The 15,880-nt window shown below is 71.1% G+C and carries 15 protein-coding genes; 8 read left to right on the top strand and 7 right to left on the bottom strand.

Features of this window, described 5'->3' with window-relative positions:
* The first annotated feature begins 175 nt into the window (after positions 1-175).
* Positions 176-1,945 (top strand): 2-isopropylmalate synthase, encoded by a 1,770-nt coding sequence (leuA, locus tag C0R66_RS11750; protein WP_101524844.1) that lies wholly within the window; start codon positions 176-178, stop codon positions 1,943-1,945.
* A 21-nt stretch (positions 1,946-1,966) separates the two neighbouring features.
* Here the strand turns inward: leuA and C0R66_RS11745 are convergent, their stop codons facing one another.
* Positions 1,967-3,199 (bottom strand): sensor histidine kinase, encoded by a 1,233-nt coding sequence (locus C0R66_RS11745; protein WP_158648020.1) that lies wholly within the window; start codon positions 3,197-3,199, stop codon positions 1,967-1,969.
* Positions 3,160-4,767, bottom strand: a complete 1,608-nt coding sequence (locus C0R66_RS11740) for an MASE1 domain-containing protein (RefSeq protein ID WP_158648019.1) — start codon at positions 4,765-4,767, stop codon at positions 3,160-3,162. Before C0R66_RS11740 ends, C0R66_RS11745 begins: the two co-directional genes overlap by 40 nt.
* 80 nt (positions 4,768-4,847) lie before the next feature.
* Between C0R66_RS11740 and C0R66_RS11735 the strand changes: the two genes are divergently transcribed.
* Together C0R66_RS11735 and recO are read left to right on the top strand one after the other, a co-directional pair.
* The gene (locus C0R66_RS11735) at positions 4,848-5,705 is read left to right on the top strand and encodes an alpha/beta fold hydrolase (protein WP_101524841.1); all 858 of its coding nucleotides are present in this window, start codon (positions 4,848-4,850) and stop codon (positions 5,703-5,705) included.
* Positions 5,706-5,723: 18 nt separating this feature from the next.
* Positions 5,724-6,452, top strand: coding sequence for a DNA repair protein RecO (gene recO, locus C0R66_RS11730; RefSeq protein WP_101524840.1), 729 nt, complete (start codon positions 5,724-5,726; stop codon positions 6,450-6,452).
* A gap of 16 nt (positions 6,453-6,468) precedes the next feature.
* On the opposite strand, the gene C0R66_RS11725 is transcribed toward recO, so the two are convergent.
* From C0R66_RS11725 to C0R66_RS11705, 5 genes are read right to left on the bottom strand one after another with little or no spacing between them, the layout of a single operon-like run.
* Positions 6,469-7,233 carry an isoprenyl transferase gene (locus C0R66_RS11725; protein WP_101526215.1) on the bottom strand — a complete coding sequence of 255 codons (765 nt, stop codon included), beginning with the start codon at positions 7,231-7,233 and terminating at the stop codon, positions 6,469-6,471.
* A 27-nt stretch (positions 7,234-7,260) separates the two neighbouring features.
* Positions 7,261-7,680, bottom strand: coding sequence for a Fur family transcriptional regulator (locus C0R66_RS11720; protein ID WP_101524839.1), 420 nt, complete (start codon positions 7,678-7,680; stop codon positions 7,261-7,263).
* Positions 7,667-8,677: a metal ABC transporter permease gene (locus C0R66_RS11715; RefSeq protein ID WP_338418191.1), complete on the bottom strand. Its 1,011-nt coding sequence runs from the start codon at positions 8,675-8,677 to the stop codon at positions 7,667-7,669. Before C0R66_RS11715 ends, C0R66_RS11720 begins: the two co-directional genes overlap by 14 nt.
* Positions 8,674-9,516, bottom strand: a complete 843-nt coding sequence (locus tag C0R66_RS11710) for a metal ABC transporter ATP-binding protein (protein ID WP_101524838.1) — start codon at positions 9,514-9,516, stop codon at positions 8,674-8,676. Before C0R66_RS11710 ends, C0R66_RS11715 begins: the two co-directional genes overlap by 4 nt.
* The gene (locus C0R66_RS11705) at positions 9,510-10,457 is read right to left on the bottom strand and encodes a metal ABC transporter substrate-binding protein (RefSeq protein ID WP_101524837.1); all 948 of its coding nucleotides are present in this window, start codon (positions 10,455-10,457) and stop codon (positions 9,510-9,512) included. Before C0R66_RS11705 ends, C0R66_RS11710 begins: the two co-directional genes overlap by 7 nt.
* 62 nt (positions 10,458-10,519) lie before the next feature.
* Here C0R66_RS11705 and C0R66_RS11700 point away from each other — a divergent pair, with 62 nt between their 5' ends.
* The 5 genes from C0R66_RS11700 to C0R66_RS11675 all read left to right on the top strand — a co-directional run bounded on the left by C0R66_RS11700 (position 10,520) and on the right by C0R66_RS11675 (position 15,872).
* The gene (locus tag C0R66_RS11700) at positions 10,520-10,840 is read left to right on the top strand and encodes an antibiotic biosynthesis monooxygenase family protein (RefSeq protein WP_101524836.1); all 321 of its coding nucleotides are present in this window, start codon (positions 10,520-10,522) and stop codon (positions 10,838-10,840) included.
* 50 nt (positions 10,841-10,890) lie between these two features.
* A complete protein-coding gene (locus tag C0R66_RS11695) occupies positions 10,891-12,288 on the top strand; it encodes a glycine--tRNA ligase (protein WP_101524835.1) in 1,398 nt (465 codons plus the stop codon).
* A 44-nt stretch (positions 12,289-12,332) separates the two neighbouring features.
* Entirely contained in the window at positions 12,333-13,481 is a 1,149-nt protein-coding gene (dusB, locus tag C0R66_RS11690; protein WP_101524834.1) for a tRNA dihydrouridine synthase DusB, read from the top strand.
* Positions 13,482-13,614: 133 nt separating this feature from the next.
* Entirely contained in the window at positions 13,615-14,556 is a 942-nt protein-coding gene (locus C0R66_RS18705) for a VldE C-terminal domain-containing protein (protein WP_158648018.1), read from the top strand.
* Between the two features lie 47 nt (positions 14,557-14,603).
* Positions 14,604-15,872, top strand: coding sequence for a deoxyguanosinetriphosphate triphosphohydrolase (locus tag C0R66_RS11675; protein WP_101524831.1), 1,269 nt, complete (start codon positions 14,604-14,606; stop codon positions 15,870-15,872).
* Positions 15,873-15,880 lie beyond the last annotated feature (8 nt).

The raw sequence follows: 15,880 nt of genomic DNA, 5'->3' as shown, positions 1-15,880 counted from the left end.
CGAGTCAGCATCCGGACCCGACGGCTGCGCCGGGGGACGCCGCGGCGTAGGGTGAGGACGTCATGATGCGACGACTGCTCCTTCGCTGCCGCAACGAGGCCTGAACCCGCCGGCCCCCTCGTTGCGGAGTGTGCCGCGCGCCGGTCGCCCGTCAGCCCCCTGCGAGGAAGCCGCCATGACCCACCTGAGCAACAGCAGCAACCGTCAGTCTCCCAGCGCGATGCCGTTCGCGCGCTACCAGCCGTTCGTGCCCGTCGACCTGCCGGACCGGACCTGGCCGACGAAGAAGATCACCGCCGCTCCCCGCTGGCTCTCCACCGACCTGCGTGACGGCAACCAGGCGCTGATCGACCCGATGACGCCGCCGCGCAAGATGGCGATGTTCGAGCTGCTCGTCGCCATGGGCTACAAGGAGATCGAGGTCGGCTTCCCCAGCGCCAGCCAGACCGACTTCGACTTCGTGCGCCAGCTCATCGAGACCGACCGGATCCCCGACGACGTGCAGATCTCGGTGCTCACCCAGGCGCGCGATGACCTGATCCAGCGCACCGTGCAGTCGCTGGTCGGCGCGGACCGGGCCACGGTGCACCTCTACAACGCGACCGCTCCGCTGTTCCAGCGGGTCGTCTTCGGCGTGACCCCCGACGAGTGCCGCAACATCGCCGTGCGGGGCACCGAGATGGTGATGAAGTACGCCGAGGAGTTCCTCGGCGACCTGGTCGGCACCGGCGACTTCGGCTACCAGTACAGCCCCGAGATCTTCACCCAGTCCGACACCGACTTCGCCCTCGACGTGTGCGAGGCCGTCTCCGACGTCTGGCAGCCGGAGGCCGGCCGCGAGATCATCCTCAACCTGCCCGCCACGGTGGAGATGTCCACCCCCAACACCTACGCCGACCAGATCGAGTACTTCGGCCGGGGTCTGACCCGGCGCGAGCACAGCGCCATCAGCCTGCACCCGCACAACGACCGGGGCACGGCGGTGGCCGCGACCGAGCTGGGCCTGATGGCTGGCGCCGACCGGGTCGAGGGATGCCTGTTCGGCCACGGGGAGCGCACCGGCAACGTCTGCCTGGTCACCCTCGGCATGAACCTGTTCAGCCAGGGGATCGACCCGCAGGTCAGCTTCGCCGACATCGACGAGGTACGCCGGACGGTCGAGTACTGCACGAACCTGCCGGTCCACCCCCGTCACCCCTACGCCGGCGACCTGGTCTACACGGCGTTCTCCGGCTCGCACCAGGACGCCATCAAGAAGGGGCTGGAGGACCTGGAGCGCCGGGCCACCGAGCGCGGCGTACCGGTCGGCGAGATGCCGTGGGAGGCGCCGTACCTGCCGATCGACCCCAAGGACGTGGGTCGGACCTACGAGGCGGTCATCCGGGTCAACAGCCAGTCCGGCAAGGGCGGGGTGGCCTACATCCTCAAGTCCGAGCACAAGCTCGACCTGCCGCGCCGGGCGCAGATCGAGTTCAGCCGGGTCATCCAGGAGCGGACCGACGCCGAGGGCGGCGAGGTCACCCCCGAGGCCATCTGGTCGGTCTTCCAGGCCGAGTACCTGCACCGCGAGGAGCCGCTGCGCCTGGACTCGGTGCACACCTCCTCGTCGGCGGGGGAGAAGGACCGGCTCAGCGTCAACGTCTTCGTCGACGGCACGTCGCGCACCCTGACCGGGGAGGGCAACGGCCCGATCGCGGCGTTCGTGGCAGCGATCAACGAGCTCGTCGCAGCCGAGCAGGAGGCGGGCAACCCGGCCTACCTGGACCGGGGCGACGTGCGGGTCCTGGACTACCACGAGCACGCGCTCTCCTCCGGCGGCGACGCCATCGCGGCGGCCTACGTCGAGTGCGCCGTCGGTGACCAGGTCCTGTGGGGCGTGGCACTGGATCCGAACATCGTCACGGCGTCCCTCAAGGCCGTGGTCAGCGCCGTCAACCGCGCCTGAGCCCGCGGGATGTGTCCACCGCTAGACGGTGGACACATCCTTGCTGGGCACCCGCTGCAGCGGGATCCGGACCCGGACCGTGGTGCCCTGGAGGTGCTCGGACTCGATCTCGATGGATCCCCGGTGCGCGGTCACCACGGCGTGCACCAGCGAGAGACCGAGGCCGGTGCCCTGGATGTGCCGGGCCTGGGAGGTCGAGCTGCGCCAGAAGCGACCGAACAGGTTGGCCTGCTCCTCCCGGGGGATGCCGAGGCCGTCGTCGCGGACGACCAGGACCGCCTGATCGTCCTCGGTGGTCAGGCAGCAGCTGATCCGACCACCGTCCTCGGTGAACTTGACCGCGTTGCTGAGCAGGTTGAGCAGGGCGCGGTCCAGCTGTCCGGAGTCCCCCTCGACCAGCACGGGCACCTCGGGCACGGTGAAGGTGACCTCCAGCCGGCGTCGACCGACGTACCCGGCGAACCGGCGCTGGATGCCGAGGACGACCTCGGCCAGGTCGGTGCTGGCGTGGTCCCAGGTCAGCGCGTCGCTGGAGAGGCCGCTGAGGGCGAGCAGGTTGTCCACCAGGGTGATCAGCCGCTCGCCGTTGCGGCTGATCGCGTCCAGGACCGGCACCTGCTGCTGGGTCAGGTCCCCGAAGTCCCCGTCCTGGAGCAGCTCGGTGTAGCCCACGATGCTGCTCACCGGGGTCCGCAGCTCGTGACTGACGGTGGAGACGAAGTCGTCCTTGGCCGAGTCGAGCTCCTTGAGCCGATCGACCACCTGGCGCTCCTTGTCCAGGGCCTTCATGAGCATCTCCTGCATCTGCACCATCTCGGTGACGTCGCTGCCCACGCACAGGTAGCCGATCAACGCGCCCGCGTGGTCCCGGACCGACGTCAGGGTCATGGAGACCAGGCTGTGCCGGCCGTCGGCGTGGGCCCAACGCCACTCCCGGGCGGGCTGGTCGACCAGGTGCTCCACCACCAGGTCGAAGGTGGGCGCCGCGGCGTGCCCGTCCGCCCAGCGGGCCAGGTCCTCGCGGGCCAGCAGGTCGAGGAAGGCCGTGCCCACGGCCTCCTCCGGCTCCTGGCCGAGCAGGGTCTGAGCGCCCGAGTTGAACAGCGTGATGCAGCCGTGCAGGTCGACCCCGATCAGGGCCGTGGTCAGCGCCGCCTGCAGCAGGTGCCTCATCAGGCCGGAGGCGTGCCGCTCCGCGGTGATGTCCAGACCGGTCAGCACCAGGTGGCTGGCCCGGCCTGCCTGGTCGCGCACCACCCCGGCGGTCCACGCGATCCGGTGCTCGACGCCGCTGGTGTCCGTGGCGGTGCTCTCGCTCGAACGGGGGATGCCGGCCCCTCGGGGTCCTGGAACATCCTCCTGACCCCCTCGCGCACCGCCGGCGGGACCATCACCTCCCACAGGGGATGCCCGACCAGGGCCTCGTTGCGGTGGCCCAGGATCTGGGTCACCGCCGGATTGGCGCGCAGCACCGACCCGTCCATGTCGGTCACCAGGATCATGCAGGCGGTGGTGGCCAGCATCATCTCGCTGAGCTGCCGCTCCGCCTGGAGCCCGGCCATCGCGTCCCGCTCGGCGGTCAGGTCCAGCAGCTGGGCGCTGTACATCGACTCGCCGTCGCCGCCGGAGAGCCGGGCGATGCTCAGGGCCACCCGGCTCGTGGGGCGGTGGGTCAGGCGGGCCTCGTCGCGCCAGGTGTCGAGCTCGCCGCGCTTCATCCGGTCCGAGGCCAGGCCCAGAGGAAGGTCGGTGAGCACGAGATCGGCCAGCGCGGAGCCCACCAGGTCGGCGACGTCGCGGTCCAGCAGCTCGGCGGCCCGGTGGTTGGCATCGAAGACCTCCAGCCCGGCGTCGCCGTCCCTGAGCACCAGCATCGCGACCAGGGACTCGGCGAAGTTCGTCCGGAACAGGTTGCTGCTGGCGCGCAGCCGGTCGGTGAGCCGGACGCTCTGCTCGACGTTGACCGCCAGGGGGACGCAGATGAGCACCATGCAGACCAGGAAGATCTGCACCAGGGACGCCGCCTCCAGTCGCCCCGAGACGTCGTCCGAGAAGCCGACCGCGAAGGGGCCGTGCTTCAGGGCGGTCGAGGACGTGGCGACCACCGCCACGATCATCAGCTGCCAGGCGACGACCCGCAGTCCGAAGCGGAACGCCGCCCACACGACGAAGGGGAGTGGGACGAAGGTCAGAGCCACCTGCTGGCCCAGCCAGAACGTGGCCAGCACCGCGAGGTTGAGGGAGGTGGCCTGGAGCACCAGCTCCCAGGTCAGGATCGGCAGCAGAGGGCGGCGCAGGCTCATCACCACCGGGGCCACGACCAGCATCGCCGCCACGTGGGAGGGGGTGATGGTCAGCAGCAGGTCGCTGAACGTCGCGGTGCTCCCCACCCAGGGCAGCACCACGGCTCCCAGCAGGCCGCCGGCGCAGGCCGAGACGGTCGCGGCCACGGTCAGCCGCAGCACGTCGCGCTGGGTCGCCATCACCGCGAGCCCGCCCTGCCGCAGTCGCAGGACGAGGCTGAACACCACCGCCTCGACCATGACGACCAGGGAGAGGACCAGCGCGATGCCCCACGGCCGGTCGAAGAGCAGGTTGGCGCCGGCGTTGGCCACCCCGATGGCCGGCAGCACCCACCACCACCACGAGGGGCGCGAGACGGTGGCCAGCATGGTGGCGACCCCCGCGGCGGGCCACCACGTCACGAGCGCCGTCGTGCCGGGGGAGGCCACTCCAAGAGCGAAGCAACCTGCGGCAAAGACGAGAACGACCAGGAGCAGCACGGCCCGGGCGTCCTCGACCTCGCGCACCCGAGTCGACATGGGTCGAAGTGTCTCAGGCCGGACGCCGATCATGGCGAGAATGGACAACGTGTCCCGGCGGCTCGCTAGATTGAGCGACCATGTTGGTCTCGGAGCGCATCGGGCAGTTCTTCCTCGACACCGGCGACCGACTGGAGTACACGGAGTTCGGGGCCGGCGAGCGCCTCGTGGTGCTGCTCCACCCGCAGCTGATGACCCGCAGGGTCCAGCAGCCCCTCGCCCGGACCTTGGCGTCGCAGGGCCTGCACGTGGTCACCCTTGACCTCCTGGGCCACGGTCGGTCCGACCGGCCGGCGGATCCGCTGGCCTACTCGGTGCCCGCCTTCGCCGCCCAGGTGCTGGCGCTGCTCGACCACCTGGGCGCCGAGCGGGCCGTGGTCGGCGGCACGTCCCTGGGGGCCAACGTGGCGCTCCAGGTGGCGGTGTCGGCACCTGACCGGGTGCGCGGGCTGGTCGTGGAGATGCCGCTGCTGGACAACGCACTGACCGCCGGGCTCCTGGCCGGCACCCCGCTCCTGCTCGCTGCGCGCTTCGCGCCCTTCACCGTCGCCGCGGTCCGCCGCGCGACCAGGGCGGTTCCCCGCGGGGTCGTACCGTTCTGGGTCGGGGTGTGGCTGGACTCGTGCAACCAGCGCTCCGGACCGCTCGCCGCGGTCCTGCACGGGGTCCTCTTCGGGAGCCTCGCCCCCTCGGCCGAGCAGCGGCGCAGCATCCGGGTCCCGGTGCTGGTCGTGGGACACGACGCGGATCCGCTGCATCCCGCGGCCGACGCGGAGATGCTGGCCGGCGAGCTGCCCCGCAGCCGGTTCGTCCGGGCGCGCAGCATCATGGAGTGGCGCCTGGCGCCGGAACGGCTGGACGCGGAGGCCGTGAGGTTCGTGCTCGACGCCTGGGACGCGCGCCGGACACGCCCCCGGCGACGTGGAACTGCCCACTGAGCGAGGCACAATGGTGCGGTGTCCCTCTACCGCGACGAGGCGGTCGTGCTGCGCACCCACAAGCTGGGTGAGGCCGACCGCATCATCACCCTCCTGACCCGCCACCACGGCCGGGTCCGCGCGGTCGCCAAGGGCGTACGGCGTACCACCTCGCGCTGGGGCTCCCGGCTGGAGCCGTTCACCCATGTCGACCTGCAGCTGGCGCAGGGGCGCTCCCTGGACACGATCACCCAGGCCGAGACCCTCTCTCCCTTCCGGTCCGGGCTGGGGCTGGACTACGACCGCTACACCGCCGGGACCGTGATGCTCGAGACCGCGGAGCGGCTGGTGATGGAGGAGAAGGAGCCGGCGGTGCAGCAGTTCCTGCTGCTCGTGGGCGGCCTGCGCGCCATGGTGGCCGGGGAGCACAGGGCGAGCCAGGTGCTCGACTCCTACCTGCTGCGGTCGCTGTCGGTGGCCGGGTACGCGCCCTCGTTCGACCACTGCGTGCGGTGTGGCACCGGTGGCCCGCACCGCTTCTTCAACCCCGCCGCCGGCGGGGTGCTGTGCACGCTGTGCCGGGTCCCGGGATCGGCGGCGCCGGCGGCAGAGACGCTGCTGCTGCTCGGGGCGCTGCTGTCGGGGGACTGGGCGGTGGTCGACACCGCCGACCCCCGGCACCTCAAGGAGGCCAGCACGCTGGTCTCGGCCTACCTGGCCTGGCACCTGGAGCGCGGGCTCCGCTCCCTGGAGTACGTCGAGCGCTGAGCCGCTAGAGCACGCCTCAGGCCGAGCCGTAGCGGCGGTCGCGTCGGGCGTACTCCTCGACCGCGGCCCACAGGTGGGTGCGGTCGACATCGGGCCACAGCACGTCGGAGAAGACGAGCTCGCTGTAGGCCGACTGCCACGTCATGTAGTTGGACAACCGCTGCTCGCCCGAGGTGCGCCAGATGAGGTCGGCCTCGGACCACTCGGGGACGTAGAGGTGCTTGGCGATCACCTTCTCGGTGATGCGGTCCGGCTTGATCCGGCCCTCCGCGACCTCGCGGGCGATGGCCCGCACCGCGTCGGCGATCTCGGCGCGACCGCCGTAGTTGACGCACATCGTCAGGGTCAGCACGTCGTTGTCCCGGGTCAGCTCCTCGGCGATCTTCAGCTCCTTGATCACCGAGGACCACAGGCGGGGAGCCCGGCCGCCCCACCGGACCCGGACGCCCAGCTCGTGCATCTCGTCGCGGCGCCGTCGGATCACGTCGCGGTTGAAGCCCATCAGGAAGCGGACCTCCTCGGGCGAGCGCGACCAGTTCTCGGTGGAGAAGGCATAGGCCGAGATCGCCTTGACGCCGATCTCGATCGCTCCCTCCACCACGTCGAACAGGCTCGACTCGCCCTGCTCGTGACCCCGGGTGCGGGGCAGCCCTCGCTCCTTGGCCCACCGTCCGTTGCCGTCCATCACGATCGCGACGTGCCGGGGCACCAGCTCCGACGGCAGGCGTGGGGGCTGGGCGCCGGAGGGGTGGGGGGTGGGGGGTCGAACCTCGCGCTTCACGAGCACCGAGCCTAGTGCGAGGCCGCTCTAGGTGGTGCGGCAACCGGGGCAGGTGCCGAAGATCTCCAGGTCGTGGCTGATGTCGGCGTACCCGTGCGCCGCGGCGATGGACTGGGTCCACCGCTCCACGGCGGGCCCCTCCACCTCGACGGTGGCGCCGCACGAGCGGCACACCAGGTGGTGGTGGTGCGTGGTGGAGCACCGCCGGTAGATCGCCTCGCCGTCCTCGTTGCGCAGGATGTCGACCACGCCCGCCTCGGCCAGCGCGGCCAGCGTGCGGTAGACGGTGGCCAGCCCGACGCGCTCCCCCTTGACCGCCAGCAGGTCGTGGATCTCCTGGGCGGAGCGGAAGTCGCGATAGCTGGCCAGGGCCTCGGTCACCGCGGTCCGCTGCCTGGTGGGCCGAAGGCCCGCCCCGACCTCGCTCGGGGGCTCAGTGCTCGTCATAGTGACTCCCGTGGGGTGCGTGACGGTGCCCGTCGTGGACGTAGTCGACGTGGTCGCCGTGGGCGATCGCCCGGTGGCCGCACTCCCCGCCGTGGACGTGCGGGTGGGTGCTGCTGGGCACGTGGTCGGACGGCTGGTCCTCGGGGAAGGGGACACGGTCCCGCTCCCGCCGGCGCAGGGCCGCGCCGACCGGCCAGGCGAGCGCGAAGCACAGCAGGCTGAGCAGCACGATGGTCGCGCCCGGGGCAACGTCGGCCTGGTACGACGCCACGGCGGCCACGACGAGGCCGCCGAGGGAGGCCGTCACCCCCAGGCCCATGCTGATCAGCAGCGTGGATCGGAAGGACCGGGTCAGCTGCTGGGCGGTGGCGACCGGGATCACCATCAGCGCCGAGACCAGCAGCAGTCCCACGGTGCGCATCGCCACGGTCACCGAGACGGCTGCGAGGACCGCGATCATCAGGTTGTAGGCCCGGACGTTGAGGCCCGCCACCTGGGCGAACTCCTGATCCTGGGTGATCGCGAACAGCTGTGGGCCCAGCCCCACGCACAGCACGATGACCGCCACGGCCAGCGCGACGGTGACCAGGACGTCGGAGACCGAGGTCGTGGTGATCGACCCGAACAGGTACTGCTGGAGCCCCGCGGTGGTCTCGCCGCCGAGCCCCGCCACGAAGATCCCGCCCGCGAGCCCGCCGTAGAAGAGCAGCGCCAGGGCGAGGTCGCCGTTGGTGTTGCCGCGCTCGCGGATCACCTCGATCGCGACGGCTCCCACCACCGCGGCCGCCACGGCGGTCCAGGTCGGTGCGAACCCGGTGACCAGGCCGATGGCCACCCCGGTCACTGCGACGTGGCCCAGGCCGTCGCCCATCAGTGCCATGCGGCGCTGCACCAGGTAGGTGCCCACGGCCGGCGCCGCGAGCCCGGTGAAGAAGGCCGCCAGGAGGGCCCGTTGCATGAAGGGCAGCGAGAAGAGTGCTGCCAGGTCGCTGGTCACGTGCGCTCCTCGCGGTCGAAGGACCCGGTGTCCAGGGGGGAGGCGACGTGCGGCGCGTGGTCGTGCTGCCGGGCCGGCTGGTGGTGGTGGCCGTGCGCGCCGAGCTGGGCGTGCACCTCGTGCACCTCGTGGTCGTCCAGCGGGGGGCCGTCGTAGGAGACGCGACCGTCGCGCATCACCACGCTGCGGTCGATCAGCTCCGCCAGCGGACCGAGCTCGTGGGCCACCAGGATGATGGTGGCGCCGCGCTCGGAGAGGACGCGCAGAGCGTCGGCGAGCGCCTCCTGGTTGGGCAGGTCGACCCCGGCGGTCGGCTCGTCGAGGAAGAACAGCTCCGGCTGGCCCGCCAGGGCACGGGCGATCAGGGCCCGCTGCTGCTGTCCCCCCGACAGGGTCGCGATCCCGGCTCCGGCGAGCTGCTCCAGGCCCACGACCTCGAGGGCGTCGGAGACGATCCGTCGGTCCTGCGAGGACAGCGGCCTGAAGAGCTTGCGGCGGGTGAGCCGGCCCGAGGCCACCAGCTCCCACACCGACGCCGGCACGCCCGAGGTGGCTCCCGAGCGCTGGGGCACGAACCCGATCCGGTGCCAGGCGGAGAACGAGTCCAGCGGCTCGCCGAACAGGGCGACCGACCCGCTGGCGAGCGGACGGAGACCGGTCAGTGCGCGCACCAGGGTGGACTTGCCCGAGCCGTTGGCGCCCATCAGGGCCACGAACTCCCCGGGCTCCACCCGCAGGTCGACCCCGCGGATCACTGGGCGGCCCTCGATGCTGACCGCCACGTTGCGGGCCTCGACGGGGGCGATGCCCGGCGAGGGGTCGGGGTGAGGGGTCAACATCCGTTGGCCTTGCGCAGGGCCTGGAGGTTGGCCTCCATGAGCGAGACGTAGTCCTCGTCGGCGGTGTCCTCGGTCAGGCCCTCGATCGGGTCGAGCACCTCGGTCCTCACCCCCAGGTCGTCGGCCAGCGAGTCGGCCATGGCCGAGCTGGCGAGTCGTTCCGAGAAGACGGTGGTGATCCCGTTGTCGCGGACCAGGCGCTGCAGGCGCTGCAGGTCGGCCGGGGTCGGCTCGGCGCCGGGGGAGAGCCCGGCGATGGGCTCGAACTCCAGCCCGTACCGGCGCAGGTAGCCGAACGCGTCGTGGCTGACCACCACGATGTCCCGCTCGCAGTGCGCGAGCCCGTCGGCGAACTCCTGGTCCAGCTCGGTGAGCCGCTCCCGCAGTACGGCGGCGTTCTGCTGGTAGTCCCTCGCGTGCTCGGGATCGAGGTCGGCGAGCTCGTCGGCGACCTCGTCCCCCAGGTCTGCCATCAGCAGCGGGTCGTGCCAGAAGTGCGGGTCCAGGTCCCCGAGGTCGCCGTGGTCATGGCCCTCGTGCCCCTCCTGCGAGCCGTGCTCGTGTCCGGCCCCGTCGGCCCCGGCTGCGGGCTCGAGGTCGAGGACCTCGGCCACGTCGAGCACCGTCCCGGTCGCGTTCTGCTCGATCCCGGCCTCCACGGGAGGCTGGAACCCCCCGGACACGATGACGAGGTCGGCGCCGGCGATCGCGGCGGTCTTGGCGATGGTCAGCTCGCTGTCGTGGGGCTCCTGACCGGGCTTGGTGAGGTTGACGACCTCGGCGTGGTCGCCGGCCACCTGCTCGGCGACGTAGGCCAGCGGGTAAAAGCCGGCAGCCACGGTGATCCCCTCGGAGTCGTCCCCCAGGGCGCCGCAGCCGGTGAGCGCCACGGTGGCGGTCAGCAGTCCGATGGCCGGGGCGGTACGCAGCGTGGAAATCATGAGAATGATTCTCAAGCGAGTGAGAATCATTGTCAAAACGGCGGCTGCCCTAGGCTCGGACCGTGATCGTGGTCAGCAGGTTCCGAGTCGAGCAGTCCGACGCCGAGCTCTTCCGGGTCGAGCTCCAGGCTGCCCTGGAGGCCCTGGCCGGCCAGCGGGGCCACCTGCACGGGGCGATCGGGTGCAACGTGGACGACCCCACTCTGTGGGTGCTGTCGACGGAGTGGAAGGACGTGGGCTCCTACCGGCGGGCCCTGTCGTCCTACGACGTCAAGGTCACCGCCGTGCCGGTGCTGAGCCGTGCGATCGACGAGCCCAGTGCCTACGAGCGCGTGGTCCCGGGTGCCGCCCTCAACGAGCAGCGGAGCCGGTCGATAGGCTGAGTGTTCCAGGCCGGCAGCCAGCCGGCCGTGCTGCACCAGGAGCCAACACCGTGGCCAAGCCGCCCGCATCAACCGTCGACAACGTCGTCTCCCTCGCCAAGCGAAGGGGTTTTGTCTTTCCCTGCGGGGAGATCTACGGCGGGACCCGGTCAGCGTGGGACTACGGACCGCTGGGCGTCGAGCTGAAGGACAACATCAAGCGCCAGTGGTGGAAGTCCATGGTCCAGAGCCGCGACGACATGGTCGGCATCGACTCCAGCGTGATCCTGCCGCGCCAGACCTGGGAGGCCAGCGGTCACGTCGACACCTTCAACGACCCGCTGACCGAGTGCCAGTCCTGCCACAAGCGCTATCGCGCGGACCACCTGCAGGAGGCGTACGCGGAGAAGAAGGGGATCGCCGACCCGGACGAGGTGGACCTCAAGGAGGTCGCCTGTGCCAACTGCGGCACCCGCGGCGCCTGGACCGAGCCGCGCCAGTTCTCCGGGATGCTGAAGACCTACCTCGGCGTCACCGAGGACGAGTCGGGCATGCACTACCTGCGGCCCGAGACCGCCCAGGGCATCTTCCTCAACTTCGCCAACGTGGTCACCTCCAGCCGCATGAAGCCCCCGTTCGGCATCGCGCAGATCGGCAAGAGCTTCCGCAACGAGATCACTCCTGGCAACTTCATCTTCCGCACCCGGGAGTTCGAGCAGATGGAGATGGAGTTCTTCGTCAAGCCCGGTGAGGACGAGGAGTGGCACCAGTACTGGATCGACGAGCGCACCCGCTGGTACACCGACCTGGGCATCAACCCCGACAACCTGCGTCACTACGAGCACGCGCAGGAGAAGCTGAGCCACTACTCCAAGCGCACCGTCGACATCGAGTACAGGTTCCGGTTCGCCGGCTCCGAGTGGGGTGAGCTCGAGGGGATCGCCAACCGGACCGACTTCGACCTCTCCACCCACTCCAAGCACTCCGGCCATGACCTGAGCTACTTCGACCAGGCCGCGGGCGAGCGCTACATGCCGTACGTGATCGAGCCGGCCGCCGGGCTCTCCCGCAGCCTGATGACCTTCCTCGTCGACGGGTACGCCGAGGACGAGGCCCCCAACACCAAGGGCGGGGTGGACAAGCGCACCGTGCTCAGGCTCGACCCGCGCCTGGCCCCGATCAAGGTCGCGGTCCTGCCGCTCAGCCGCAACAGCGACCTCAGCCCCAAGGCGAAGGCGCTCTCGGCCGAGCTGCGCCGCAACTGGAACGTCGACTTCGACGACTCCGGTGCGATCGGCCGCCGCTACCGCCGACAGGACGAGATCGGCACGCCGTACTGCGTGACGATCGACTTCGACACCCTCGAGGATGACGCCGTCACGGTGCGCGAGCGGGACTCCATGCACCAGGAGCGGATCAGCCTCGACGGGATCACCCGCTGGTTCGCCGAGCGCCTGGTGGGCTGCTGAGGCCGGATTCGCGACGGCCGCCGAGCTCCGGCGACAATGAGGGCATGTCTGTCCCGCAGCTGCCCACAGCGTTGGAGCTCGGCGGCCTCACGGTCGCCACGCCGGTGGTCCTCGCCCCGATGGCGGGCATCACCAATGCCGCCTACCGCCGACTCTGTGCCGAGCAGGGGGCGGGTCTCTACGTCTGCGAGATGATCACCTCCCGCGGCCTGGTGGAGCGCGACGAGACCACCCTGAAGATGCTGGTCTTCGACGAGCGGGAGACCGTCCGCTCGGTCCAGCTCTACGGCACCGACCCGATGTACGTGGCGAAGGCCGCGGAGATCCTGTGCGCCGAGTACGGCGTGGCCCACGTCGACCTGAACTTCGGCTGCCCCGTGCCCAAGGTGACACGCAAGGGGGGCGGCGGCGCGCTGCCCTGGAAGCGTGGGCTGCTCGCGGAGATCCTCGAGGCCGCGGTGGCGGCCACCGCGCCGTACGGCGTGCCCGTGACGATCAAGACCCGCAAGGGCCTGGACGATGACCACCTGACCTACCTCGACGCCGGCCGCATCGCCCAGGAGACCGGCGTCGCAGCCATCGCCCTGCACGGGCGCACCGTGGCGCAGGCCTACTCCGGTGAGGCGGACTGGGACTCGATCGCCGAGCTCGTCGACCACGTGTCGATCCCGGTGCTGGGCAACGGCGACATCTGGGAGGCCGGCGACGCGGTGCGCATGGTCACCGAGACCGGTGCCGCGGGCGTGGTGGTGGGCCGTGGCTGCCTGGGGCGCCCCTGGCTGTTCCGCGACCTGGCGGCTGCCTTCTCGGGCGGACCGTCGTCGCCGGCGCTGCCGAGCCTGGGGGAGGTGCGCACCATGATGCGGCGCCACGCCGAGCTGCTCTGCGGGCACATGGGCGAGGAGCGGGGCTGCAAGGAGTTCCGCAAGCACGTCACCTGGTACCTCAAGGGCTTCCGGGCCGGCGGCTCGCTACGCCACTCGCTGGCCCTGGTGGACTCCTTGGCGGCGCTGGACCGGCTGCTGGACGAGCTCGACGGCGCTGAGCCGTTCCCGGAGTCGGCCCTGGGCACCCCGCGAGGACGCCAGGGATCACCGCGGAGCCGGGTGGTCATCCCCGAGGGGTGGCTGGACGACGCGGACGGTCGAGGGATGCACGTGCGCGAGGACGCCCTCGAGGTCACGGGCGGGTGATGAGACCCACCATGAGAAAGCGGGCACGGATGGCTCGGCCTAGCGCGGGATGTGCTTGACTCGTCGACCTCACCCCGAAGCACGATCTGCCGCAAGGGTGCGACCTGTCAGCAATCAGCGAAGGATCAGCGCTGTGGCAAATCATCGCCACAAGCGGGACGCCAGAGCCCGCACCATGCCCCGAGCCGCCCTCATCGCGGCACCGGTCGCCGTCCTGGCGACCGTCTCAGCGGTCTCGTTCGGTGTCATCTCCCAGAGTCCGGAACCCAACCGCGAGCTGCTCGCCCAGTCCGTGGTCGAGAAGGCGGACGCCACTCCCGTGCGTGCGCCGTCGGTCAGCCGGTCCAAGGCCCGGGTGGCTGCGGCGAAGAAGGAGAAGGTCAAGGACCGCAAGGCCGACAAGGCCCGGCTCGCACGCAAGGCGAGCGAGGTCCGCAAGGCCGGCCTGGCCCGTCAGGCCGCTCGGCAGACCGAGGTCGAGCAGGAGGCGAAGGCGACTCGGATCGCACTGCGGCAGGCCGACACCCGGCTCTGGGCCACCGAGGACCTCAACATCTGGACCGGGCCGAGCGCCGACGCCGACCAGGTCGGTGTGCTGGAGGCAGGCGAGCGCGTGCTGGTGACAGGACGCAAGAGCGCCGAGCGCCAGGAGATCGTGCTCGACGGCAGGTCCCGGTGGGTCACCGCGGGCTACCTCGACGACGAGAAGCCGGTCGCCGGCATCGGCGGCGCCTGCACCAACGGCAGCTCGGTGCCCAGCGGCGTGGACCCCAACGTGACGAAGGTGCACCAGGCGGTCTGCGCGGCCTTCCCGGACGTCACCTCGTACGGCACCTTCCGCAACGACGGCGAGCACGGCCAGGGCCGGGCGGTGGACATCATGATCAGCGGTGAGCGCGGGTGGGAGATCGCGGAGTTCGTGCGGGCGAACTACGTCGCGCTCGGTGTGGAGTACCTCATCTACTCGCAGAAGATCTGGTCGGTCGAGCGCGGCGGCGAGGGCTGGCGTGGGATGTCGGACCGCGGCTCCACCACGGCCAACCACTACGACCACGTGCACGTCACGGTCTACTGAGCCTGTCCGGGCCCCGTGTCGGGGGCACCCGGTAGCCTCCGATGACGATGGAGCACCTTTACGACGACTCCGCGCGTGAGCGCCTCGTCCCCGAGCCACCCAAGCGGGTCGACGCTCCCGTGCGGATGGCCTTCGAACGCGATCGGGCGCGCGTGGTGCACGCCGCCTCCTCCCGCCGGCTGGCGGCCAAGACGCAGGTGATGGGGCCGCAGGCCGACGACTTCGTGCGCAACCGGCTCACCCACAGCCTCGAGGTCGCCCAGGTCGCACGCGACCTGGCCCGGGCCCTGGGCTGTCACCCCGACATCGTGGAGACCGCCGCGCTGGCCCACGACCTCGGCCACCCGCCGTTCGGCCACAACGGCGAACGGGTGCTGGCCGAGCAGAGCCAGGAGTGCGGGGGGTTCGAGGGCAACGCCCAGACCCTGCGCCTGCTCACCCGGCTCGAGGCGAAGACCTTCGACGCGACGGGGCGCAGCGTCGGGCTCAACCTGACCCGGGCCACCCTGGACGCCTGCACCAAGTACCCGTGGCCCCGGGCGTCGGCCCAGCCACCTCACGGGGTGCACGGCGACGGGACCCCGCGGGTGGTGGTGAAGTTCGGGGTCTACGACGACGACCGCGAGGTCTTCGACTGGATGCGCGCCGGGGCCCGGGGCACCGCGCAGTGCCTGGAGGCTCAGGTGATGGACCTCGCCGACGACGTGGCGTACTCGGTGCACGACGTGGAGGACGGCGTGGTGGCGGACCGGGTGGACCTCACGCGCCTGGACCGCTCGGCGCTGTGGGAGACGGTCCGGGAGTGGTACCTGCCCGGCATGCCCGACGACCGGCTCGACCGGGTGCTCGACGACCTGCAGGCGCAGGACAGCTGGCCCCGGACGCCGTACGCCCACGGGCGTCGTGACCTGGCGGCTCTGAAGAACCTCACCAGTGACCTGATCGGTCGATTCTGCGGCAGCGTGCAGCAGGCGACCTTCGACTCGGGTCCGGGCCCGTTCGTCCGCTACCGAGGAACCCTGGTGGTGCCGGAGCAGACCCGGCTGGAGATCGCGGTCCTCAAGGGCATCGCCGCGCACTACGTGATGAGCGCCGACGACCGCGTCGCGATGATGGCCCGCCAGCGCGAGCTGCTCGCCGAGCTCGTCGAGGCGATGTGGCAGCGCGGCCCAGAATCTCTCGACCCGCCCTTCGCGCAGGACTGGGAGGAGGCGGAGGACGACAACGGGAGACGGCGCGTGGTCATCGACCAGGTTGCTTCCCTGACCGACGCCAGCGCCGTCTCCCGTCATGCCGCAGTGGTCACGGCCCGCTGAGGGGCCAG

The organism is Nocardioides houyundeii, assembly GCF_002865585.1.
Lineage (GTDB): Bacteria > Actinomycetota > Actinomycetes > Propionibacteriales > Nocardioidaceae > Nocardioides > Nocardioides houyundeii.
The sequence above is the reverse complement of the archived record's forward strand: the minus strand, read 5'-3'. Positions and strand labels throughout refer to the sequence as shown.

What these genes read in the sequence shown, in the direction of transcription:
- C0R66_RS11710 (WP_101524838.1), bottom strand. Translation starts at nt 9,516, where the DNA reads ATGTTGACCCCTCACCCCGACCCCTCGCCGGGCATCGCCCCCGTCGAG.
- leuA (WP_101524844.1), top strand. Translation starts at nt 176, where the DNA reads ATGACCCACCTGAGCAACAGCAGCAACCGTCAGTCTCCCAGCGCGATG.
- C0R66_RS11740 (WP_158648019.1), bottom strand. Translation starts at nt 4,767, where the DNA reads ATGTCGACTCGGGTGCGCGAGGTCGAGGACGCCCGGGCCGTGCTGCTC.
- C0R66_RS11675 (WP_101524831.1), top strand. Translation starts at nt 14,604, where the DNA reads ATGGAGCACCTTTACGACGACTCCGCGCGTGAGCGCCTCGTCCCCGAG.
- C0R66_RS11735 (WP_101524841.1), top strand. Translation starts at nt 4,848, where the DNA reads ATGTTGGTCTCGGAGCGCATCGGGCAGTTCTTCCTCGACACCGGCGAC.
- C0R66_RS11720 (WP_101524839.1), bottom strand. Translation starts at nt 7,680, where the DNA reads ATGACGAGCACTGAGCCCCCGAGCGAGGTCGGGGCGGGCCTTCGGCCC.
- C0R66_RS11705 (WP_101524837.1), bottom strand. Translation starts at nt 10,457, where the DNA reads ATGATTTCCACGCTGCGTACCGCCCCGGCCATCGGACTGCTGACCGCC.
- dusB (WP_101524834.1), top strand. Translation starts at nt 12,333, where the DNA reads ATGTCTGTCCCGCAGCTGCCCACAGCGTTGGAGCTCGGCGGCCTCACG.